This is a genomic window from Rathayibacter sp. YIM 133350 (assembly GCF_037404875.1).
Taxonomy (GTDB): Bacteria; Actinomycetota; Actinomycetes; order Actinomycetales; family Microbacteriaceae; genus Orlajensenia.
Window position 1 is genome coordinate 1 of sequence record NZ_JBBELO010000027.1, and the last position, 21,344, is coordinate 21,344.

Here is a 21,344-nt window from a genome sequence, read left to right on the forward strand (position 1 = left end):
CTCCGACGCCGCCGCCCCCCGCATCCACAGCAAATTCAGGACCAGCGGCTCGGCGAGGCTGTCACCCGCTCGCCGGTCCGCTGATCCTGCAGTTTCACCATGGGACGCAGCCAGTGGATGCCGTCGACAGCGGTCCCGCCAGCGCCTCTCGCGCCGCCGCCGCCCCTCCGCAGCAAAATGCAGGACCAGCGGCTCGGCGAGGCTGTCACGCGCTCGCTGGGCCGCTCATCCTGCAGTTTCACCGACGAGCCGCCGGCAGCAGGGCGCACACCATAGCCGCACGGCAGGCGCAGAGCGCAGCCACAGACGGAGCACAGCGTCGCGCCCTACTCTGATGGCATGACGCGACGCGCCTTCGAGCCCATGTACGCCACCGCCATCGGAATCGGGCGCGCGACGTTCGGGGCGCTGGGAGTGCAGCGCTCTGTCACGGGAGTTGCGAACCTTCCGACACAGGGCGGCGCGGTTCTCGCCATGACGCACTTCGGTTATCTCGACTTCGCGCTCGTCGAATGGGTGACCTGGCTGGCCACCCGGCGCCACGTGCGCTTCCTCGCGAAGAAGAGCGTGTTCGCGAAGCCCGTCGTCGGCGCCATGATGCGCGGCATGCGCCACATCAGCGTGGACATGAAGGCAGGGGCGGATGCCTACGCCACCGCCGTCGAAGCACTGCGGTCGGGCGAGATCATCGGCGTCTTCCCCGAGGCCGGCGTCAGCGCATCCTTCACCGTTCGCGAACTCAAGACCGGCGCCGTGCGACTCGCCGCCGAAGCGGGCGTTCCCCTCATCCCCGTCGCCGTCTGGGGCGGCCACCGCCTCATGACCAAGCGGCAGCGCTCGCGCCTGCTCGAACGGCTGAACGTTCCGGTCTCGTTCGCCTTCGGGGCTCCCGTCGCCACCGATCCGAACGCGGACCCGCGGGTGGCCACCGAGACCCTGCGCGAGGTTCTGCAGGGCATGGTCGACACGCTTCAGGCCGACTACCCGGTCGATGGATCCGGCCAGTGGTGGCAGCCGCAGCACCTCGGCGGAACCGCACCCACGCCGATCGAAGCAGCAGCCGCGGATGCGGATCGCGACAGGGCGCGCGAGGCGGCCTCAGCCTCCTGAGCCGGATGTCCGGGTCTCCCGGACTAGCAGGACCAGCCGGATCAGCCGGATCGGCCTCCTGACCCGGATCTCCGGATCTCTGCGACCAGCAGGACCAGCCGGACCAGCAGGATCAGCCGCTCAACCCCCCGAGCCGGATCAGCCCAGGGTGACCATCCGGTCCATGTCGTCGAAGGGCAGGCTCTCGGCCACGGCCGTGATCTCCAGCCGATTCAACGAGACGAAGGCCCCGTAGTTGGACAGGAACGCGGTGTCGGCGGCATCCCTTCCCGTCGCGATGCGCACGAGGGTCGACCGCGGTGCCAGGGCCGTGGCATCCACGACGTGCCAGGCGCCGTCGACATACGCTTCGGCCACGGCGTGGAAGTCCATCGGGTTCAGGCCGGGGGCGTAGACCGCGGCCATGCGCGCGGGCACGTCGAGCGCACGCAGCAGGGCGATCACCAGGTGCGCGTAGTCCCGGCAGACGCCCTGCCGCGCGAGCAGGGTGCGCAGTGCGCCGTCGGTCGGAAGCGAGGAGCCGGGAACGTAGGCGAGCCGGGTTCCGACCCAGGAGCTGACCGCCGCGAGCAACGACGATCCCGTGAGTCCTGCGAATTCGGCTCGAGCCGTGGGGGCGAGGGCATCCGCCTCGCAGTAGCGGCTGGGCCGCAGGTAGCGGAAGAGGTCGAGCTCGTGGTGCGGCTCCCCCTCCTCGGGGTCGCCGAGCACAGTCGCCGTGTAGTGCAGGGTGAGGTCGCCGCGCTCCGCCTCGATGACCCGCAGGCGCGCGCCGTGCTCGGCAGCGATGTCGTGACCGGGCTCGGCCCCCTGCACCTCGAGGGTCTCTGTGACCGGCCAGTTCGTGGCGACGCCGACGGAGAACGCCAGGCGCGCCGGACCGGCGATGGACAACTCGATGTGAGCACTGACGTCTCGCCGCACGGAATCTCCTCAACTCGGCGCATCCGGGTGATGCGCGCGCCCTCGGCTTCGTCGGCGACGGATGCGCTGCCGCGACGCTAGCACGAGGCCTCCTTGCCCCGACAGGGCGGGGATGTCAAGGCCGTCGGACGGTTCACCGCTGGCGGCTACGCTGGCGTCACCCGCCCGGCGCTGCGCGGCACATCCGTCACGCCCACCGAAAGGCTCACATTGCAGACTTGGCCCGGATCGACGTACCCGCTTGGTGCCACCTTCGACGGAAACGGCACCAACTTCGCCCTGTTCAGCGAATCCGCTGAGAAGGTGGAGTTGTGCCTGTTCGACGATGACGGCGCCGAGACCCGGGTGGAGCTCGTCGACGTCGACGCGTACATCTGGCACGCCTACCTTCCGCAGGTGGGACCCGGCCAGCGCTACGGCTATCGGGTGTACGGCCCCTACGACCCGAAGAACGGGCAACGCGCCAACCCGAACAAGCTGCTGCTCGACCCCTACGCCAAGGCCACGGTGGGCACCATCTCCTGGGACCAGTCGGTGTTCGGCTACAACTTCGGCGACCCCGACTCCCGCAACGATGAGGACTCCGCCGGGCACACCATGCTCGGCGTGGTCGTGAACCCGTTCTTCGACTGGTCGGGCGACCGGCAGCCGAAGACCCCGTACGCCTCATCGGTCATCTACGAGGCCCACGTGAAGGGCCTCACCGAACTGCACCCCGGCATCCCCGAGGAGCTTCGCGGCACCTACAGCGGCGTTGCGCATCCGGCCGTCATCGACCACCTGCAGAAGCTCGGCGTGACCGCCATCGAGCTCATGCCCGTGCACCAGTTCGTCAACGACAGCACGCTGCAGGAGAAGGGCCTCTCGAACTACTGGGGCTACAACACCATCGCGTACTTCGCCCCGCAGAACAGCTACGCCGGCAGCGGCCAGCTGGGCCAGCAGGTTCAGGAGTTCAAGGGCATGGTGCGCTCGATGCACGCAGCCGGCATCGAGGTGATCCTCGACGTCGTCTACAACCACACGGCGGAGGGCAACCACCTCGGCCCGACCCTCTCGTTCCGCGGCATCGACAACGCGGCGTACTACCGCCTCGTCGATGACGACAAGCAGTACTACATGGACTACACGGGAACGGGCAACTCGCTCAACGTCGGCCATCCGCACGCCCTGCAGCTCATCATGGACTCGCTGCGCTACTGGGTGCTCGAGATGCACGTCGACGGGTTCCGCTTCGACCTGGCCTCCACGCTCGCCCGCGAGTTCTACGACGTCGACAAGCTGTCGACCTTCTTCGAGCTCGTGCAGCAGGATCCGGTGGTCAGCCAGGTCAAGCTCATCGCCGAGCCGTGGGATGTCGGCCCCGGCGGCTACCAGGTCGGCAACTTCCCTCCGCAGTGGACGGAGTGGAACGGCAAGTACCGCGACACCGTCCGCGACTTCTGGCGCGGCGAGCCGGCGACGCTCGGCGAATTCGCCTCGCGGTTCACCGGTTCGGCGGATCTCTACGAGCACTCCGGCCGCCGCCCGGTCGCATCCATCAACTTCGTCACGGCGCACGACGGCTTCACGCTGCGCGACCTCGTGAGCTACAACGAGAAGCACAACGACGCCAACGGGGAAGAGAACAAGGACGGCGAGTCGTTCAACCGCTCCTACAACTTCGGCGTCGAGGGCCCGACCGACGATCCCGACGTGCTCACGATGCGCGCCCGCCAGCAGCGCAACTTCATCGCGACGCTGATGCTCTCCCAGGGCGTGCCGATGCTGCTGCACGGCGATGAGCTCGGCCGTACGCAGCAGGGCAACAACAACACCTACGCGCAGGACAACGAACTGAGCTGGGTGCACTGGGACGAGGAGGACCGGCCGCTCGTCGAGTTCACCGCTGCCCTCACGCGACTGCGCAAGGAGCACCCCACGTTCCGGCGCAGCCGTTTCTTCGACGGCCGGCCGGTGCTGCGCGAAGAGGGCGCGCCGGTTCCCGACATCGTCTGGCTGCGCCCCGATGGCACGACGATGCTGCCCGAGGACTGGGGATCGGGCTTTGGCCGCGCCATCGGCGTCTTCCTCAACGGCGACGGCATCCGCGGTCGGGATGCCCGCGGCGAGGCCATCGTTGACAAGCACTTCATCCTGCTCTTCAACGCGCACGACGACACCGTGGAGTTCACCATGCCCGCGACGGAATACTCGCCCAAGTGGGAGGTGGTCGTCGACACCGCCGGAGAACAGGCCGACGTCGACGTGCACGAGCCGGGCTCGGTCGTCGCCGTCGCGGCGAAGTCGCTCATCGTGCTCCGTGCCCACGACGTGCCCGAGCCGGAGGTGGATCACTCGGTCGCGGCCTCGCTCGCGGCGCGTGCGGCCGCCGAACCGGTCGAGGCGCCGGCTCCGCGGGTCCAGATGGGCAAGTGAGATGCCCGTCTCGACGTACCGGCTGCAGATCCGCTCGTCGTTCGACCTCGCTGATGCGGCGGCCGTCGTCGACTACCTGCATGCCCTCGGCGTCGACTGGGTCTACCTCTCTCCCCTGCTGAAGGCGGCCGAGGGGTCGGATCACGGCTACGACGTCGTCGACCACTCGCTCATCGACCCTGCTCGTGGCGGCGCGGAAGGCCTCCAGCGCCTCTCGCAGGCGGCACGGGCCGCGGGCATGGGCGTGCTCGTCGACATCGTCCCCAACCACGTCGGTGTGGCGGATGCCGCCGACAATCCGTGGTGGTGGCACCTGCTGCAGCACGGTCGGGCATCCCGGTACGCCGAGGCGTTCGACGTCGACTGGGAGTTCGGCAACGACAGGGTTCGACTGCCCGTGCTCGGCGGGACCGTCGAGGAGGCCGCAGGGGCGGGCGAACTGCGCGTCGTCGGCGACGAGCTGCACTACTTCGAGAACCGCTACCCGCTGGCACCCGAGACCGTGGAACAGGCCCGCTCCGCGACGGATGCCGACGCCGTCCTGGCCGTCCACGCCGCCCAGCATTACGAGCTCATCAACTGGCGGCGTGCGGATGCCGAACTGAACTACCGACGGTTCTTCGCCGTGAACACGCTCGCCGGCATCCGCGTCGAAGTGCCGGAGGTGTTCGACGAGTCGCACGCCGAGATCGTGCGCTGGGTGCGCGAGGGTCTCGTCGACGGCCTGCGTGTCGACCATCCCGATGGACTTGCCGCCCCCGGCGCATACCTGAACCGGCTCGCGGAGGCCACCGACGGGGCATACGTGCTCGTCGAGAAGATCCTCGAGGCCCCTGAGCGACTGCCGACCTTCTGGGAGACCGACGGCACCACCGGCTACGACGCCCTCGCCGAGATCGACCGGCTCTTCGTCGACCCCCAGGGCGAGGGCGCGCTGAACGCGCTCGACGACGAACTGCGCGCACCCGAGCCGACACCCGGCTGGAGCGACCTCATCCACGACACCAAGCGTGCCGTGGCCGACGGCATCCTGCGCTCCGAGGTGCTGCGCCTGGAACGGATGCTGCCCGAGCCGATCGACGGTGCCGACGACGCGATCGCTGAACTGCTGGCGTGCTTTCCGGTGTACCGCTCCTATCTGCCGCTGGGAGCGGAGTACCTCGCCGAAGCCGCCGCCGCTGCCCGCGCGCGGCGTCCCGACCTCGCTGCGGCGATCGAGGCGCTCCTGCCCCTGCTGAACGACGGGCTCTCTCCCCTCGCCATCCGCTTCCAGCAGACCACCGGCATGGTCATGGCCAAGGGGGTGGAAGACACGGCGTTCTACCGCTTCACGCGGCTCACCACGCTCACCGAGGTCGGAGCCGACCCGGCGGAGTTCTCGATCGCGCCGGTCGATTTCCACGAGCGCCAGGCCCGTCGCCACGCGGAGATCCCGCAGTCGATGACGACGCTCACGACCCACGACACGAAGCGGGGCGAAGACGTGCGCGCCCGCCTCGCGGTGCTCGCCGAGGTGCCCGATCTCTGGAAGCGGGCACTGGGCGAGGTCCGCGAAGTCGCCGGAACCGGCGACGGACCGTACGACTCCCTGCTCGTGCAGGCGATCGTCGGGGCGTGGCCGGCATCCCGGGAACGCCTGCACGACTACGCCGAGAAGGCCGCTCGCGAGGCGGGCGACTCCACCCGCTGGACGGACCCCGACGCCGCGTTCGAGAAGCGCATGCACGCCCTCGTGGATGCCGTCTTCGACCAGCCCGCCGCCCGTCGTGCCGTCGAGCAGCTCGTCGAGACGATCAGCGCACCGGGCTGGTCCAACTCGCTCGGCGCGAAGCTGGTGCAGCTCATGGCGCCGGGCGTTCCGGATGTCTACCAGGGCAGCGAGCTCTGGGAGACGAGCCTCGTCGACCCCGACAACCGGCGCTTCGTCGACTTCGCGGAACGCCGGGCCCTGCTCGCCGACATCGATGCCGGCACCCTGCCGCCGGTCGATGCGTCGGGAGCGGCGAAGCTGCTCGTCACGGCGCGCGCCCTTCGCCTGCGTCGCGACTCCCCGCAGCTGTTCACGCGCTATGCTCCGCTGCCCGTCGTCGGCCCCGCGGCGGATCACGCCGTCGCGTTCGACCGGGGCGGCGCCGTCGCCATCGCGACCCGGCTGCCCGTCGGGCTCGCCCGCCGGGGCGATGACCCCTGGGCCGGAACCTTCCTGCTGCGGCACAGCGGGCCGACGCGCGACCTGCTGACGGGGCGGCGATACGAGGGCGGCGAGCTCGCGCTCTCCGCACTCCTGGCCACCTATCCCGTGGCGCTCCTCGCAGAGGACACCGAATGAGCATCGAGGTCTGGGCGCCCCTCGCCCACGCTGTCTCCCTGCACGCTCCTCGATTCGGAGCCGACCAGCCGCTGCGCGCAGGCCGCGACGGCTGGTGGCGCTCCCCCGTCGCGCTCCCCGATGGCACGGAGTACGGCTTCGTGATCGACGGAGCCGACCCTGTGCCCGACCCGCGCTCGCGTCGACAGCCGCGCGGAGTGCACGAGTTCAGTGCGGTCTTCGACCCGGCGTCCCACGAGTGGCAGGATGCCGGCTGGACCGGTCGGCAGCTCGCCGGTGGACTCATCTACGAACTGCACATCGGCACCTTCACGCCGGAAGGAACGCTCGACGCCGCGATCGAACGCCTGGACCACCTGGTGGAACTGGGAGTGAGCTTCGTGGAGCTCCTGCCGGTGAACGCGTTCAACGGCACCCACAACTGGGGCTACGACGGTGTTCTCTGGTACGCCGTGCAGGAGACCTACGGCGGCCCGGCCGCCTACCAGCGCTTCGTCGACGCCGCCCACGCCCGATCGCTCGCCGTCGTGCAAGACGTGGTCTACAACCACCTCGGTCCGAGCGGCAACTACCTCCCGCGCTTCGGCCCCTACCTTCACCCCGAGGGCGCCAACACCTGGGGTGCGGCCATCAACCTCGATGAGCCGAACGTGCGCCGGTACATCCTCGAGAACGCCGCGATGTGGTTCACCGACTACCACGTCGATGCCCTCCGGCTGGATGCGGTGCACGCGCTCATCGACACGAGCCCCAAGCACCTCCTGCAGGAACTCGCGGAGCAGGCCGACGCGCTCAGCGCCCACCTGAATCGGCCCCTGACGCTGATCGCCGAGTCCGACCTGAACGACCCCACTCTCATCACCCCGCGTGAGGCCGGCGGCTACGGCATCCATGCCCAGTGGAGCGACGACTACCACCACGCGCTGCACGTGGCCGTCTCGGGGGAGGCGAGCGGGTACTACGCCGACTTCGCGCCGCTGGGTGCCCTCGCCAAGGTCATCGAGAAGGGCTTCTTCCACGACGGCACCTTCTCCTCCTTCCGTGAGCGCGACCACGGCCACCCGATCAGCCTGCGATCGCCGACCTGGCGGCTCGTCACTTTCGCGCAGGACCACGATCAGGTGGGCAACCGTGCCCAAGGAGACCGGCTCTCGCAGACCCTGGATGTCGACCGGCTGGCTCTTGCGGCGGTGCTGAACCTGATGACGCCCTTCACCCCCATGCTGTTCATGGGAGAGGAGTGGGGAGCCTCCACGCCGTGGCAGTTCTTCACCTCGCACCCGGAGCCCGAACTCGGTCGCGCCACCGCCGTGGGTCGCATCGCGGAATTCGCGCGCATGGGATGGGATCCGGCCGTGGTTCCCGACCCGCAGGATCCCCAGACCTTCCAGCGCTCCAAGCTCGACTGGGGCGAGCTCGACGCGGGCCATCACGCGCACCTCCTCGACCTGCACCGGCGCCTCGCCGCACTCCGCCGGGAGCGGGCCGAACTGACCGATCCCTCGTATTTCACGACCGCCGCGCTCTGCGACGAAGACGCCCGCTGGCTCCGGATGGATCGGGGTTCGCTGCGGATCCTCGTCAACTTCGCCGACGAGGAGCGCGAGCTGCCCCTCGACGGACCGGCCGCCGTGCTGCTCGAGACGCGACCGGGAACGGCGCTGCGGGACACCGCGGCTCTCGTTCCTGCGCGTGGCGCCGTCGTCCTCGCCCGGGCGGATCAGGGCGCGGCCTCGATCGGATGACCGAGCGCAGAGATCACGCAGCGCAACCCCTCGACGCCGTGGGCCGCGGCGTCTACGGTCGCAGTATGGACCGCACCCTGGAGTGCATCACCGACTGGATCACCCGCCAGCGCTGGTACGCCGCGAAAGACCGCAGCCCCCAGCTGCGCGTGATCGGCCAGTGCGCCCTGCCCGGGGCGAGCGACGAGGTCTCTTGCCACGTGCTGCTGCTGCTGGACGACGCCTCCCGGCCGGCCGTGCTGTACCAGGTGCCGCTCGCCGTGCGCTCAGCACTCCTGCCGGGCGCCGGCCACCGTCTCATCGGCCGGCTCGAGAGCGGCTCCTACCTCTACGACGGCCCCCACGATCCGGCCTTCGCCGACGCGCTCCTGGCCGTGATGCTCGATCAGAGCACCGCCACCGAGGGCGACGTTGCCCTGTTCGGCGAACGATCCTCTCGTGCGGGCTTCCGCGACGCCTCGGCCATGACGTCCCGCGTGCTCGAGGGCGAGCAGTCCAACACCTCGATCATCTACACGCCCACGGATGCGGGATCCCCGGTGATCGCCAAGGTCTTCCGGCAACTGCACCACGGCGAGAATCCCGACGTGACGCTCCAGACCGCGCTGGCCGAGGCAGGGTCGCCCTACGTGCCCGGCTCCGTCGGATCCGTCATGGGCGAGTGGAACGACGTCGGCCGCTCCTCCGGCCGGGCGCGGGGGCATCTCGCCTTCGCGCAGGAGTTCTTCACGGGCGTCGAAGACGCCTGGCGGGTCGCACTGCGCGCGGCTGCCGCCGGCGAGAACTTCACCGAGCAGGCGCGCGCGCTCGGCCGGGCGACCGCCGAGGTGCACCGACTGCTGGCCCGCCTCTTCCCGACGACGGATGCCACCCCCGGCGATGTCGCGGCGGTGGTGCTCGGCTGGCACGAGCGCCTGGCGACGGCTGTGGCCGAGATCCCTCAGCTCGCCGAGCAGCGGCAGAGCATCGAGGAGATCTACGATGCGGCCCAGCAGGCCGTCTGGCCCCCGCTGCAGCGCGTGCACGGCGACTATCACCTCGGCCAGGTGCTCAGCGTGCCCGACCGGGGCTGGGTGCTGCTGGATTTCGAGGGTGAGCCGCTGCGCACGATGACCGATCGGGTGCGGCCCGACGTCGTACTGCGCGACCTGGCCGGCATGCTGCGTTCCTTCGACTACGTCGCGGGCTCCGTGGGAATGAACGATCCGCACGCCGACTCGGGCGCTCTCAGCACCTGGGCGAACGACGCCCGGCGCGCCTTCCTCGGCGGCTATGCCGAGGCATCCGAGCTCGACCTGCGCGCCTACCTCGCGCTGCGCGACGCGTTCGAACTCGACAAGGCGGTCTACGAGGCGCTCTACGAGCACCGCAACCGCCAGTCCTGGCTGCCGATCCCCATTCTCGGCATCGTGCGCGTGCTCGAGAGGGAGCTGCCGAACACCCCGGGTGCGGCAGACCTGCTGGCCGAACTGGACGAGACCCGCCAGGCCTGATCGCCATGAGCGAGCGAGCGGCGCGGCGTGCTTGACCGGTTCTCGCCGAACGTGCCAGACTTCAGGGTTGCGTCATCGTAGACAGCCCGGCTCTTCAGCGCCCGACGGGATGTCGGTGGCGGGGGGAAGACTTCTCCTGCCGCGCTCGCGACACGCAGCCTCAAACCCTCAGGAGATCTCCATGCTTGCGCGAATACTCATTCGCTACCTGAAGCCCTACCGATGGCTGCTGCTGGGAGTGCTGGTCTTCCAGTTGCTCTCCGCTCTCGCCTCGCTCTACCTGCCCAGCCTGAACGCCGACATCATCGACAACGGAGTCTCCAAGGGCGATACCGGTTACATCTGGTCACGCGGCGGATTCATGCTCGTGATCTCGCTCGGCCAGATCGTGGCTGCCGTCATCGCCACCTACTTCGCCGCACGTGCCGCGATGCGGGTCGGCCGCGATATCCGCAACGACGTGTTCGACAAGGTGAGCGCGTTCTCGGAGCGCGAGGTCTCGCAGTTCGGGCCGGGCTCGCTCATCACCCGCAACACCAACGACGTGCAGCAGGTGCAGATGCTCGCCATGCAGGGCGCCACCATGCTCGTGAGCGCTCCCCTGCTCGCCATCGGCGGCATCATCATGGCCCTGCGACAGGATGTCGGGCTCAGCTGGCTGATCTGGGCATCGGTCATCGTCATCCTCGTGGTCGCCGGCATCGTCATCACCCGCATGGTGCCGCTGTTCCGCTCGTTCCAGAAGCGCCTCGACGCGGTGAACCGCATCCTGCGCGAGCAGCTGACGGGCATCCGCGTGGTGCGGGCCTTCGTGCGCGAACGCATCGAGGAGAAGCGCTTCCGCGGCGCGAACACCGACATCATGGACGTCGGGCGCCGCGTCGGCACCCTGTTCATCACCCTGTTCCCCCTGTTCATGCTCGTGCTGAACGTGACGGTGATCGGGGTCATCTGGTTCGGCGCCACGGAGGTCAACGACGGCACGGTTCAGATCGGCACGCTCTTCGCGTTCATGCAGTACGTGGGCATCATCCTCGGCGGCGTGCTCATGGCCGCCTTCACGACCATCATGATCCCGCGTGCCGCGGTCTCCGCTGAGCGCATCGGCGAGGTGCTGGCCAGCGAGTCGACCCTCGCTCGGCCCGCCGATGCCGTCTCGGCGTTCCCCGAGGTCGGCACCGTGCAACTCGACGGCGTCGAGTTCGCGTATCCCGGAGCGGAGCATCCGGTTCTGCACGGCATCAGCTTCCGCGCCGAGCGCGGCCAGACCGTGGCCATCGTCGGCTCGACCGGCGCGGGCAAGACCACGCTCGTCTCGCTCATCCCGCGGCTCTTCGATGCGACCGGCGGATCGGTGAAGGTCAACGGCGTCGACGTGCGCGAGGCCGACCTCGACCGGTTGTGGAAGACCATCGGCCTCGTGCCCCAGCGGCCATTCCTCTTCGCTGGCACGGTCGCATCCAATCTGCGGTTCGGCCGAGAAGAGGCGACGGATGCGGAGCTGTGGCACGCGCTCGAGATCGCGCAGGGCCGCGACTTCGTGGCCGACATGGAGGGCGGCCTGAACGGTCGCATCGCCCAGGGCGGCACCAACGTCTCGGGCGGCCAGCGCCAGCGCCTGGCCATCGCCCGCGCGATCGTGCACCAGCCCGACATCCTCGTATTCGACGACTCGTTCTCGGCGCTCGACCTCATGACCGACGCCAAGCTCAGGCAGGCGCTCTGGCGTGAGTTGCCCGACGTGACGAAGATCGTCGTCGCCCAGCGCGTATCGACCATCGCGGATGCCGACCGCATCGTCGTGCTCGACGACGGCGGCATCGTGGGCATCGGCACGCACGACGAGCTCATCGAGTCGAGCGAGACCTACCGCCAGATCGTGGAATCCCAGCTCGGAGTGGAGGCATCGGCATGAGCACCGAAACGTCGAAGCGCGGCGCACGCCGCGGACGCAGCGTCGAGCCGCAGGTGCTGACCGAAGACGAATTGCGCGATCAGGAGCTCGCCGAGCAGGCTCGCCAGAACTCGGGCGACTGGGACAGCGTCAAGCCCGGGAAGGCACAGGACTTCGGAGCGAGCTTCCGACGGATGCTCGGCCTGCTGTCGCCGTGGAAGTGGTCCTTCGTCTTCGTCTCCCTCCTCGGGGCCATCGGCGTCGTCCTCACGGTGATCGCCCCGAAGGTGCTCGCCGAGGCAACGAACATCATCTTCGAGGGCTTCATCTCGCTGCAGCTGCCCTCGGGCGTCACGAAGGCGCAGGTGGTCGAGGGGCTGCGCAACTCGGGCAAGGACGACCTCGCGAACATCGTGCAGGCGGCGACGCTCACACCGGGCGCGGGCATCGACATGGCACGCCTGAGCCAGGTCGTCGCGATCGTGCTCGTGCTGTACGTCGTGGCATCCGTTCTCTCGTGGATCCAGGGCTACGTGATCAACGTCATCATGGTGCGTGCCATGTGGCGCCTGCGCGAAGACGTCGAGGCGAAGCTGCACCGCCTGCCGCTGAGCTACTTCGACCGGATGCAGCGCGGCGAGCTCATCTCGCGCGTCACGAACGACATCGACAACATCACCCAGACGATGCAGCAGTCGCTCTCGAGTGCGCTGACGAGCGTGCTCACCGTGGTGGGCGTGCTGATCGCCATGTTCTCGATCTCGTGGCAGCTCTCGCTCGTCGCCCTCGTGGCGCTGCCGCTCATGGCCGTGATCTTCGGCGTCATCGGGCCGAAGTCGCAGGCCGCGTTCGGCGTGCAGTGGAAGAAGGTCGGCCGCCTCAACGCCCGCGTCGAGGAGTCGTTCTCGGGTCACGCCCTCGTCAAGGTGTTCGGTCGCGAGCAGGATGCGAGCGAGAAGTTCCGCGCCGAGAACGAGGAGCTCTACGCGGCCTCCTTCAAGGCGCAGTTCCTCTCGGGCGTCATCATGCCCGGCATGATGTTCATCGGGAACCTCTCCTACGTCGGCATCGCCGTTCTGGGCGGACTGATGGTCGCCTCCGGACAACTGCGGCTCGGCGACGTGCAGGCCTTCATCCAGTACTCGCAGCAGTTCACCCAGCCGCTGGCCCAGCTCGGCGGCATGGCCGCTGTGGTGCAGTCGGGAACGGCATCGGCCGAGCGCGTCTTCGAGTTGCTCGACGCCGATGAGGAGGACCCCGACGCCACCGACGCCCCGGCCCCTGTGGAGGGTGACGGCCGCATCGAGTTCCAGAACGTGTCGTTCTCCTACACGCCGGAACGCCCGCTCATCCGTGACCTCTCGTTCAGCGTCAATCCCGGACAGACGGTGGCGATCGTCGGGCCGACCGGCGCTGGGAAGACGACGCTCGTCAACCTGATCATGCGCTTCTACGAGCTCAGCGGAGGTCGCATCCTGCTCGACGGGCAGAACATCGCCGACCTGCGCCGGCACGACGTGCGCGCCCGTACCGGAATGGTGCTGCAGGATCCGTGGCTGTTCGCCGGGAGCATCCGCGAGAACATCCGCTACGGCCGACAGGACGCGACCGATGAGGAGATCATGGCGGCCGCCCGCGCCACCTACGTGGACCGCTTCGTGCACTCCCTGCCCGACGGGTACGACACCGTGCTCGACGAGGATGCCTCGAACGTCTCGGCGGGCGAGAAGCAGCTGATCACCATCGCCCGCGCCTTCGTCGCGGCACCCTCGGTGCTCATCCTCGACGAGGCCACCTCGTCGGTCGACACCCGCACCGAGCTGCTGCTGCAGCACGCGATGGCCGCGCTGCGTTCCGGTCGCACCTCGTTCGTCATCGCGCACCGTCTCTCGACGATCCGCGATGCCGACCTCATCCTCGTGATGGAGCACGGCGACATCGTCGAGAAGGGCACGCATGACGAACTGATCGCAGCGAAGGGCGCCTACTGGCGCCTCTACAACTCGCAGTTCGAGCAGGCGGCGACTGATCTCGACGCCGAGGCCTCCGCCCTCGTCACCGCTCCGCCCGAGCAGCCGGGCGCCGACACCACGTTCGGCACCGGCGAGGACGCCTCGGCGCTGCTGTGAGCGCCGAGACCTCCTAGGCGCTGACCGCGAGTTCGGACTGTCGTTCCGGCTGAGCCTCCAACTCGGGCTGCAGTCGGATCGACAGTCCGTTCGTCGTATTGGCCTGGCGGGCGAGGTCGTTCAACACTTCGCGACTGAGCGCGGGAGCGACCGGTTCGGAGAAGGTGAACCGCAGCGGAATGGTGGCATGGATCCACAGAGTCCGGGGGCCGGTGTCATCGCCCTCGGTGTAGTTGACGGCGAAACTCTCGTTGCGCCGAAGCTTGTCGACGATGACCACCTTGAGGTGCGCGAGGAGGAGATCATCGATTTCAACCGAGAACCCGGCCGAGCCATAGAATAACGTGCCCACAATCGATCCGATCGTAAAGGGGCGAGGTCCTGGCCCGTATGACTTGAGTCTACAACGCAATGCGCTTGTCGTTCCTGTCGATTCTCCCCCAATCCTGCCCAACCCTCGAGAGTTCGCTGCACGGCCGAACGCGCTCCGCGCGGTGAGTGCCGAGGCAGGACAGTAAGTAGGATGTTGCCTCATGGGATCAGAACGCGAGCGGCAGCTCGTCGAGACATTCGTCAGTCTCGCCGATACGCTCGTCGCAGACTACGACCCCGTAGAGGTCCTGCAGATGCTGGTCGAGCGGTGCGTCAGCCTGCTGGATGTGACCGACGCGGGCATCCTGCTCGACGACGGCAGAGACGGGCTCAAGGTGGCCGCGGCGACGAGTTCGCGCAGCGAGTCGGTCGAGCTGATCGAGTTGAGCTTCTCCGAGGGGCCCTGCGTCGAGGCGTACCGCACCGGCACGACGCTCTCGGTGCCGAACATCGCCAGCCTCTATGCGCAGTGGCCCCGCTTCGCCACCGCCGCCGGCCAGATGGGCTACCAGGCCGTGCATGCCATTCCCATGCGGTTGCGGGACACCACGATCGGCTCGCTGGACCTGCTGCACGACGCACCCGGGAAGATCAGCGAAGAGGACCTCACCGTTGCGCGTGCGCTCGTCGAGGTCGCCACCATCAGCATCCTTCAGGGACGCATCGCCGATGAATCGGCCATTTCCCGGGACCAGCTGCAGAAGGCGCTCGAGAGCCGGGTCGCCATCGAACAGGCCAAGGGCGTGATCGCGCAGGCCGAGGGCATCGGCGTGAACGACGCCTTCCTCAAGCTGCGCGCGCACGCTCGCGCGGCCCGACGCCTGCTCACCGAGGTCGCCCGTGACGTCGTGGAGAACGGCTGGGTCGTCGGCGGCTGAGCTCGCCTCGCCGCTTCAGTCGCGCGGTCGGTGCAGCCCCGCTCCGACGTCGAGATCGTCCCCGCCCTCGAGGTCGGGCCCGTCGGGGTTCGTGATGTCGGCACCCTCGAAGAACGGATCCAGGCCGAGTTCCTCGTCGTGCTCCCGGCGAAGCTGTGCCTGCGTTCGGTCGTCGTCGGCGTAGCCCCGCTCGTCGGGGATGTCGGCGTCGTTCGGGAATTCGCTCATCTGATATCTGCTCTCATTCAGGCGCCGTCGGCGCTCTCGTTGCTCGCGTCCGGTTCCCCGGCCGCTTCGGGGTCTTCCTCAGGTTCGAAGTGACTCGCTCCGGTCGCGCCCACCCCGATGCCGCCGGGCTCGTTCGGAATCGTACCCTCACTGCCCAAGCCGTCCTCCTTGGGCTCCGGTTCGCTCGGAACCGGCGCCCCAGCCTCGTCGCTCATGGGCACTCCTCCCCCTGATCATGGTGTGGCTCTTCCTCTTACGTTCCCACTGCTCAGCCCGAAAAGCGACAGGTTGACAGCCGCGGCCACCGGAGCGCCCGAGCGGACCGGCGATGCGCGCTACAAATGATGCATGGAATACGTCATCGAGTTCGACACCCGTCCCCAGTTGGTCGGCCCGTTCCATTCGGAGCGCGAGGCCGAGACGGCGGCGCGCACGATCTCCGAGCAACGCGGGGGCGACCAGTGGCGCATCCGCCCCATGACCCTTCCTCCCTTCGCTCTGGCGTAGCACCGCGCCCCATGGGCCGAAGCGGCACGTCGGCCGGGTGAGCCCGCTCCGGTTAGGCTCGATGGATGCGTCGCACCCGCCGAATCGAGCACCGCACCGGCCGCCGCAGCGCGAGGGTCCCCTCGTGAGGCGGGTCGCGCTGGTTCGGCACGGGGAAACCGACTGGAATGCCCGCGGGGTCATCCAGGGAAGCACGGACATCGAGCTGAACGAGAGCGGTCGAGTGCAGGCCGCGGCAGCGGCGCGGTCCCTGCGCGACTTCGGCGCCACGGTCGTGGTGAGCTCTCCTCTGAGCCGGGCCTGCGAGACCGCAGCCGTCATCGCTGCCGGCCTCGGGATCGATGCGGCGGGAACCGATCATCGCCTCACCGAGCGCAACTACGGTGCGGCCGAGGGGGTTGCCGTCACGGATGCGCACCGGCGCTGGCCGCATCACGACTACCCCGGCGCGGAACCCTTCGACCGGGTTGCGGCTCGGGGTAGCGCGGCCGTCGAAGACCTCGCCGAGGCGTACGAGCGACCCGTCGCGGTCGCCCACGGAACACTGATCCGCGTCACCGTCGAAGCGCTCACCGGCGAGCCCGTGCCGCGACTGGACAACGGTGCCATCGTGCTGCTGGAAGACGACGGCAGCGGCTGGCGGTCCCGTCTGGCCGACGAGCCGGTCACCGTCGACGCCGTCGACGCCGTCGTCTGAGAGCGGGAGCGGGAGCGGGAGCGGGAGCGGGAGCGGGAGCGGGAGCTGCTCAGCCGACGGCCGGCGCGCGCGTACCACTGCGCGCACAGCATCACGATCAGCAGGGCCTCGATCGCGTCGCCGCCGTAGTACATGAGCATGCTCCCGTCCCGGCCATCCACGCTCTCGACGCCCGTCGGCGGGTTCGCGTAGAGGTGCTTTGCGAGCACGCCGTGGGCGACGAGCACGACGAACAGCACGACGGCGCGCCCTCGCTCGCCGACGCGATGCGGGTTGGGGTCCCGTCCGACGAGCGCGAAGGCCAGCATGTATCCCCACAGAAGGGCGTGGGCGCCGACGAGTGCATGCACCGGCATCGCCCGCTGGGCGAGGGCGTACAGGGGCGTGAGGTAGAGCGCGGCCATGCCGCCCACCACCATCAGCGCGGCCGTCACCGGATGCGCCAGAAGCCGGGCCGCACCGGAAGCCAGCAGGCGGGCCAGCCGCCGCGCGCGGCGGCGATCGAGGGATCGCAGCACGAGCGTCATCGGCCGTGCGACCACGAGCAGCACCGGCGCGAGCATCCCGATCGCGAGATGCGCTGCGGAGTGGGCGGTGAACGGCGATCCCTTGGCGAACGCCTCCGCCGGAACGAGCAAGGCGACCGACGCGACGGCGATCCCCGCCAGCCAGCACACCGTGCGCCCGACGGGCCACGCCCTGCCGGCGCGCGCCTGTCGTGCGGCCGCCGCGAGATAGAACCCGGCTGCCAGTGCCAACGGCACGGCGATGAACACCTCGAAGGGCAGCACGCCATCGGAGGATGAGTGCCTCATCGCGGACGGACGGCCGAACGGCGGGTGAGAACGACGAGCACGATCCCTGCGGCCAGCAGCAGCACGGCGACGACGTTCCAGACCAGGTCGTAGACGAACAGGTTCGCGACGTAGCGGATCTGGTGGATGCCCAACAGCTTGTGCTGCACGAGGCCGTCGTAGAGCTGGAAGGCACCCGCCCCGAGGAGCACGCCGCCCCACCAGCGCTTCAGCCACAGTGCTCGACGTCGGCGCAGATCGGCGAACAGGAACAACGCCGCGATGGTCGCGAACCAACTCGCGGCATGGAAGATCCCGTCGGAGACGAGCCCCGCCTCGGGGGTCGAGAGGTCGTAGAAGTGGTGCCAGTGCAGCACCTGGTGAAAGAGCGCCTCGTCGAGGAAGGCGGCGAGCCCGACGCCGAAGAGCGCACCCGACCACGCGTTCTGGGCCGAGCGCTCGCGCCGAGCCGCACCGGGCGACAGGTCCTCACGGGAATCCGCGACCGTGCCGGCCCCCGGGATGCTGCCGCCATCGGGAACCTTCGACATGCCTGGCGCCTCCCTGATCGCGTCGGTCGCGAACGCCGACCGCATCAGGTTGCCCCGCCCCATCACCTCCGGCAACCGGCTTGACGGGAAGAAAGAAGAAGCGTGGCCGACCGCCCGGAGGACGATCGACCACGCTTGTTACGCAGCGCAACACCGCACGCCGTACCGAGGCACGACGCCTGTTGCGCGAGCGCGGGTGTTAGCCGATGAGGCGGATGTTCTCTGCCTGCAGGCCCTTCTGGCCGCGGGTCACCTCGAACTCCACCTTCTGGTTCTCTTCGAGCGTGCGGTAGCCGCCCGTTGCGATGGCACTGAAGTGCGCGAAGACGTCGGCGCTGCCGTCGTCGGGGGAGATGAAGCCGAAGCCCTTGTCAGCGTTGAACCACTTGACGGTTCCGGTTGCCATGTTGTTATTCCTTCTTTGTATTCGACCCGGTACTGCGGGCCTCAGGTGCACGACATCTCGTCGTGCGTCTCCGGCAGAAGCCGGAAGTCTCTATGGGGTCAGACGCGCCGGTAGCGGTCGACCATGGGGCAGTCGAATGGATCACGGGCCGCGAGGCCGACGCGATTCAGGTAGCGGATGACGATCCCGTACGAACGTACGAGTGTTGTCTCAGTGTAGGGAACTCCCACGGTTGCGCAATGCTCTTTTACGATCAATCGCGCTTTCGCGAGGTGGGGACGAGGCATGCTGGGGAACAGGTGGTGCTCGACCTGGTAGTTCAGCCCGCCCATGAGCACGCTCGCCCAGAGGCCGCCGGAGATGTTCCGCGAGGTGCGCACCTGCTTGGTGAAGAAGTCGAGCTTCTCGTCGGCACCCACGATCGGCATGCCCTTGTGATTGGGTGCGAACGAGGCGCCCATGTACACGCCGAACACCGCGAGCTGCACGCCGAGGAAGGCGAAGGCCATGCCGAGCGGCAGGAACCAGAACACCAGGCCGAGGTACACGGCGAAGCGCGCGGCGATGAGGGAGAGCTCGAGGGTGCGACCTTCGACGCGGTGACGGGCGAAGAGCGTGCGCACGGAGGTGACGTGCAGGTTCACGCCTTCGAACATGAGCAGCGGGAAGAACAGGTAGCCCTGGCGGCGGGTGATGAAGGCCAGGATGCCGGTCTGCTTCGCCGCGGACTCCTCGGTGAACGAGATCGTGTCGAAGTCGATGTCGGGGTCTTTTCCGACGCGATTCGGGTTGGCATGGTGACGCGAGTGCTTGCTCATCCACCAGGAGTAGCTCATGCCGACGAACGCCGTGCCGATGATGCGGCCGAGGCGATCGTTCGCCGGACCGGAGTCGAGCACCTGCCGGTGCGAGGCCTCATGGGCGAGGAAGGCGAATTGGGTGAAGATGATGCCGAGGGCGCCCGCGATGAGCAACTGGTACCAGGTGTCGCCGAGCAGCACGAAACCGGCTCCCGCGCCGGCCAGTGCGACGACGAGGCCGGAGAACAGGGCGATGTAGAACCAGCGTGTGCGGTGCAGCAGGCCACTTTCCTTCATGACCCGCGACAGTGCGGTGTAACTCTGGGCGGTGGCGCTCGCACTGCCTCTCGGCTGCGTACGACGAACCGACCCGATGATGGGTGTAGTGATGGCGAGAATCCCGACTGGTATTCGACTTCACAGCCGTGGGTTCGCGGGTAGACACCCGCTTCAGATGTGGCCGACGCTATGGGCTGCGGCTGTGAAGCGTCTGTGAGGCGCGCGATCTCCGGTCTCAGGACTCCGCGTCGCCGTCCTCACCGGAACGGCTCCGGCCGAACGCGGCTGGATCGGTCGTGTTCGCCGGCTCCGGCGCGCCGCCCGACGTCGTGTCGGGCGTCTCGGGATCGGCGGCCTCACCCTGCTCGTCGTCTCCGGGAGCCAGCCCGTCACTGTTGGAGGTGGTGTCGTTCGACATGTGGTTCCTTTCCGCCACTGAGGCTCGCGCTGTACGCGTGGGCCATGTCATCAGCGTTCCGCATGTCGGCGGGGCGGGCTAGGGATTGTCATCGCGCCGAGGCGGTGATAGCCCGCCTGCCGACGGCCGCCCGCATAATGGTTGCGTGGTTGGCTCCGTCCCTCTCGCCGACACCGCGCGGTGTCCCTGCCTCAGCGGGGAGCCGTACGGGCAGTGCTGCGCTCCCCTGCACCGAGGTGAGCGTGTCGCGGCCACGGCCGAGCAACTGATGCGCTCGCGCTTCTCGGCCTTCGCCGGAGGCGATGCGGCCTACCTGCTGGCCACGTGGCATCCGTCGACGCGGCCGCACGACCTCGAACTGGATGCGGCTCAGCGCTGGTACCGGCTCGACATCCTCGACACGGCGCAGGGCGGGCCACTGGCGAACACGGGCAGCGTCGAGTTCATCGCGTACTACCGGGGTGAGCAACGCGGCCGGCTGCACGAGCGCAGCCGGTTCGTTCGACTCGAGGGTCGCTGGCTCTACCTCGACGCCGCCGCCTGAGCGCGAGATCGCCGGGTCACGGCGTTCCCGCCGCCCGCGCCGCATCCATCGCCTCCCGCACGTTCTGTCGCCAGGGCTCGCCGTGTCCCGGCAGGAGCACGGTCGCGTCGGTCGCCGCGAGCGCGTCGAGGGAGGCGAGCGCCTGCGCGCTGTCGGCCGTGGCGGCACGAGCGACGATGCGCGGACCTCTCTCGCCCGTGTACGGGTCGAGGGTCACCATGGCGTCACCCGTGATGAGCACTCCCCGGTCGGGCAGATGGAAGGCGCAATGCCCCGGCGTGTGGCCCGGCGTCGCGATCGGCACGGGCAGGCCGGGCACGGTGACGGAGACGCCGTCCTGAAGGAAGTTGGTCGCATCCGCCCCGCGCACGTTCAAGGCGCCCGCCGCCGTCATCGACGCCAGGATGGGCAGTGACTGCGGATACGAGAACGGGTATGCGAAACGCGGGGCCTCGTGGGGGTAGTGGTACGGATGCCGCGTCATGTAGCGGTCTTCCGGATGCACCCAGATGGGCACGCGGTACTCCTCGGAGAGGTGGCGCGCCGTTCCGACGTGGTCGAAATGGCCGTGGGTGAGAAGCAGCGCGCGGATCTCGTCCATGCCGCGGCCGAGCCAGCGCATCGTGGCCGCCAGGGCGCGATAGCCCCGCGGCAATCCGGAGTCGATGAGGGTCACTCCCCCGCCGGCATCGTCTCCGATGATGAGGTAGCAATTGGCGAAGCCGTGCTCGACCAGGAACACGCCGTCGGCGACCTCGGCCGCCCGCATCCGTTGGGGACTCATGCGAGGCACGCTACGCCGGGCCGTGCACGCCGGGTACGGGCTTG

The 21,344-nt window shown here is 68.7% G+C and carries 20 protein-coding genes and 1 pseudogene; 11 read left to right on the forward strand and 10 right to left on the reverse strand.

Going from position 1 to position 21,344, the window contains the following annotated elements; genetic code table 11:
* Positions 1 to 339 precede the first annotated feature (339 nt).
* Entirely contained in the window at positions 340 to 1,110 is a 771-nt protein-coding gene (locus WDJ51_RS08185; protein ID WP_337851953.1) for a lysophospholipid acyltransferase family protein, read from the forward strand.
* 138 nt (positions 1,111 to 1,248) lie between these two features.
* Here the strand turns inward: WDJ51_RS08185 and WDJ51_RS08190 are convergent, their stop codons facing one another.
* A complete protein-coding gene (locus tag WDJ51_RS08190) occupies positions 1,249 to 2,034 on the reverse strand; it encodes a transglutaminase-like domain-containing protein (protein ID WP_337851954.1) in 786 nt (261 codons plus the stop codon).
* Between the two features lie 210 nt (positions 2,035 to 2,244).
* Here WDJ51_RS08190 and glgX point away from each other — a divergent pair, with 210 nt between their 5' ends.
* The 6 genes from glgX to WDJ51_RS08220 all read left to right on the forward strand — a co-directional run bounded on the left by glgX (position 2,245) and on the right by WDJ51_RS08220 (position 14,042).
* Positions 2,245 to 4,452, forward strand: coding sequence for a glycogen debranching protein GlgX (glgX, locus tag WDJ51_RS08195; RefSeq protein WP_337851955.1), 2,208 nt, complete (start codon positions 2,245 to 2,247; stop codon positions 4,450 to 4,452).
* 1 nt (position 4,453) lies between these two features.
* Positions 4,454 to 6,781 (forward strand): malto-oligosyltrehalose synthase, encoded by a 2,328-nt coding sequence (treY, locus tag WDJ51_RS08200; protein ID WP_337851956.1) that lies wholly within the window; start codon positions 4,454 to 4,456, stop codon positions 6,779 to 6,781.
* On the forward strand, positions 6,778 to 8,526 hold the full coding sequence (treZ, locus tag WDJ51_RS08205) for a malto-oligosyltrehalose trehalohydrolase (protein ID WP_337851957.1): 1,749 nt from the start codon (positions 6,778 to 6,780) through the stop codon (positions 8,524 to 8,526). The genes treY and treZ overlap by 4 nt, the downstream gene beginning before the upstream one ends.
* 65 nt (positions 8,527 to 8,591) lie before the next feature.
* Positions 8,592 to 10,019 carry a maltokinase N-terminal cap-like domain-containing protein gene (locus WDJ51_RS08210; protein ID WP_337851958.1) on the forward strand — a complete coding sequence of 476 codons (1,428 nt, stop codon included), beginning with the start codon at positions 8,592 to 8,594 and terminating at the stop codon, positions 10,017 to 10,019.
* Between the two features lie 181 nt (positions 10,020 to 10,200).
* Complete coding sequence (locus WDJ51_RS08215; protein ID WP_337851959.1) at positions 10,201 to 11,934, forward strand: ABC transporter ATP-binding protein; 1,734 nt, start codon at positions 10,201 to 10,203, stop codon at positions 11,932 to 11,934.
* Complete coding sequence (locus WDJ51_RS08220) at positions 11,931 to 14,042, forward strand: ABC transporter ATP-binding protein (protein ID WP_337851960.1); 2,112 nt, start codon at positions 11,931 to 11,933, stop codon at positions 14,040 to 14,042. Before WDJ51_RS08215 ends, WDJ51_RS08220 begins: the two co-directional genes overlap by 4 nt.
* A gap of 13 nt (positions 14,043 to 14,055) precedes the next feature.
* Here the strand turns inward: WDJ51_RS08220 and WDJ51_RS08225 are convergent, their stop codons facing one another.
* Positions 14,056 to 14,394, reverse strand: coding sequence for a DUF7882 family protein (locus WDJ51_RS08225; protein WP_337851961.1), 339 nt, complete (start codon positions 14,392 to 14,394; stop codon positions 14,056 to 14,058).
* Positions 14,395 to 14,575: 181 nt separating this feature from the next.
* Here WDJ51_RS08225 and WDJ51_RS08230 point away from each other — a divergent pair, with 181 nt between their 5' ends.
* Positions 14,576 to 15,292 (forward strand): GAF and ANTAR domain-containing protein, encoded by a 717-nt coding sequence (locus WDJ51_RS08230; protein WP_337851962.1) that lies wholly within the window; start codon positions 14,576 to 14,578, stop codon positions 15,290 to 15,292.
* A gap of 15 nt (positions 15,293 to 15,307) precedes the next feature.
* Here the strand turns inward: WDJ51_RS08230 and WDJ51_RS08235 are convergent, their stop codons facing one another.
* The gene (locus WDJ51_RS08235) at positions 15,308 to 15,520 is read right to left on the reverse strand and encodes a hypothetical protein (RefSeq protein WP_337851963.1); all 213 of its coding nucleotides are present in this window, start codon (positions 15,518 to 15,520) and stop codon (positions 15,308 to 15,310) included.
* A 17-nt stretch (positions 15,521 to 15,537) separates the two neighbouring features.
* Positions 15,538 to 15,735, reverse strand: coding sequence for a hypothetical protein (locus WDJ51_RS08240; protein WP_337851964.1), 198 nt, complete (start codon positions 15,733 to 15,735; stop codon positions 15,538 to 15,540).
* A 133-nt stretch (positions 15,736 to 15,868) separates the two neighbouring features.
* Here WDJ51_RS08240 and WDJ51_RS08245 point away from each other — a divergent pair, with 133 nt between their 5' ends.
* Together WDJ51_RS08245 and WDJ51_RS15505 are read left to right on the forward strand one after the other, a co-directional pair.
* On the forward strand, positions 15,869 to 16,027 hold the full coding sequence (locus WDJ51_RS08245; protein WP_337851965.1) for a hypothetical protein: 159 nt from the start codon (positions 15,869 to 15,871) through the stop codon (positions 16,025 to 16,027).
* Positions 16,028 to 16,088: 61 nt separating this feature from the next.
* Positions 16,089 to 16,724, forward strand: coding sequence for a histidine phosphatase family protein (locus WDJ51_RS15505; protein WP_443218472.1), 636 nt, complete (start codon positions 16,089 to 16,091; stop codon positions 16,722 to 16,724).
* A gap of 80 nt (positions 16,725 to 16,804) precedes the next feature.
* On the opposite strand, the pseudogene WDJ51_RS08250 reads toward WDJ51_RS15505, so the two are convergent.
* The 5 genes and pseudogenes from WDJ51_RS08250 to WDJ51_RS08270 form a co-directional block, all read right to left on the reverse strand.
* Positions 16,805 to 17,539 (reverse strand): annotated as a pseudogene (locus WDJ51_RS08250) (cytochrome c oxidase assembly protein); the annotation flags it as partial.
* Positions 17,536 to 18,069: a DUF2243 domain-containing protein gene (locus tag WDJ51_RS08255; RefSeq protein ID WP_337851967.1), complete on the reverse strand. Its 534-nt coding sequence runs from the start codon at positions 18,067 to 18,069 to the stop codon at positions 17,536 to 17,538. The gene WDJ51_RS08255 and the pseudogene WDJ51_RS08250, both read right to left, overlap by 4 nt.
* 199 nt (positions 18,070 to 18,268) lie before the next feature.
* Positions 18,269 to 18,475 carry a cold-shock protein gene (locus tag WDJ51_RS08260; protein ID WP_337851968.1) on the reverse strand — a complete coding sequence of 69 codons (207 nt, stop codon included), beginning with the start codon at positions 18,473 to 18,475 and terminating at the stop codon, positions 18,269 to 18,271.
* 98 nt (positions 18,476 to 18,573) lie between these two features.
* Positions 18,574 to 19,665, reverse strand: a complete 1,092-nt coding sequence (locus tag WDJ51_RS08265) for a fatty acid desaturase family protein (RefSeq protein ID WP_443218473.1) — start codon at positions 19,663 to 19,665, stop codon at positions 18,574 to 18,576.
* Positions 19,666 to 19,789: 124 nt separating this feature from the next.
* Entirely contained in the window at positions 19,790 to 19,972 is a 183-nt protein-coding gene (locus tag WDJ51_RS08270; protein WP_337851970.1) for a hypothetical protein, read from the reverse strand.
* Positions 19,973 to 20,117: 145 nt separating this feature from the next.
* Between WDJ51_RS08270 and WDJ51_RS08275 the strand changes: the two genes are divergently transcribed.
* Positions 20,118 to 20,516, forward strand: a complete 399-nt coding sequence (locus tag WDJ51_RS08275; RefSeq protein ID WP_337851971.1) for a YchJ family protein — start codon at positions 20,118 to 20,120, stop codon at positions 20,514 to 20,516.
* A gap of 16 nt (positions 20,517 to 20,532) precedes the next feature.
* Here WDJ51_RS08275 and WDJ51_RS08280 read toward each other — a convergent pair whose 3' ends face one another.
* Positions 20,533 to 21,300, reverse strand: a complete 768-nt coding sequence (locus WDJ51_RS08280; RefSeq protein WP_337851972.1) for an MBL fold metallo-hydrolase — start codon at positions 21,298 to 21,300, stop codon at positions 20,533 to 20,535.
* Between the last annotated feature and the right edge of the window lie 44 nt (positions 21,301 to 21,344).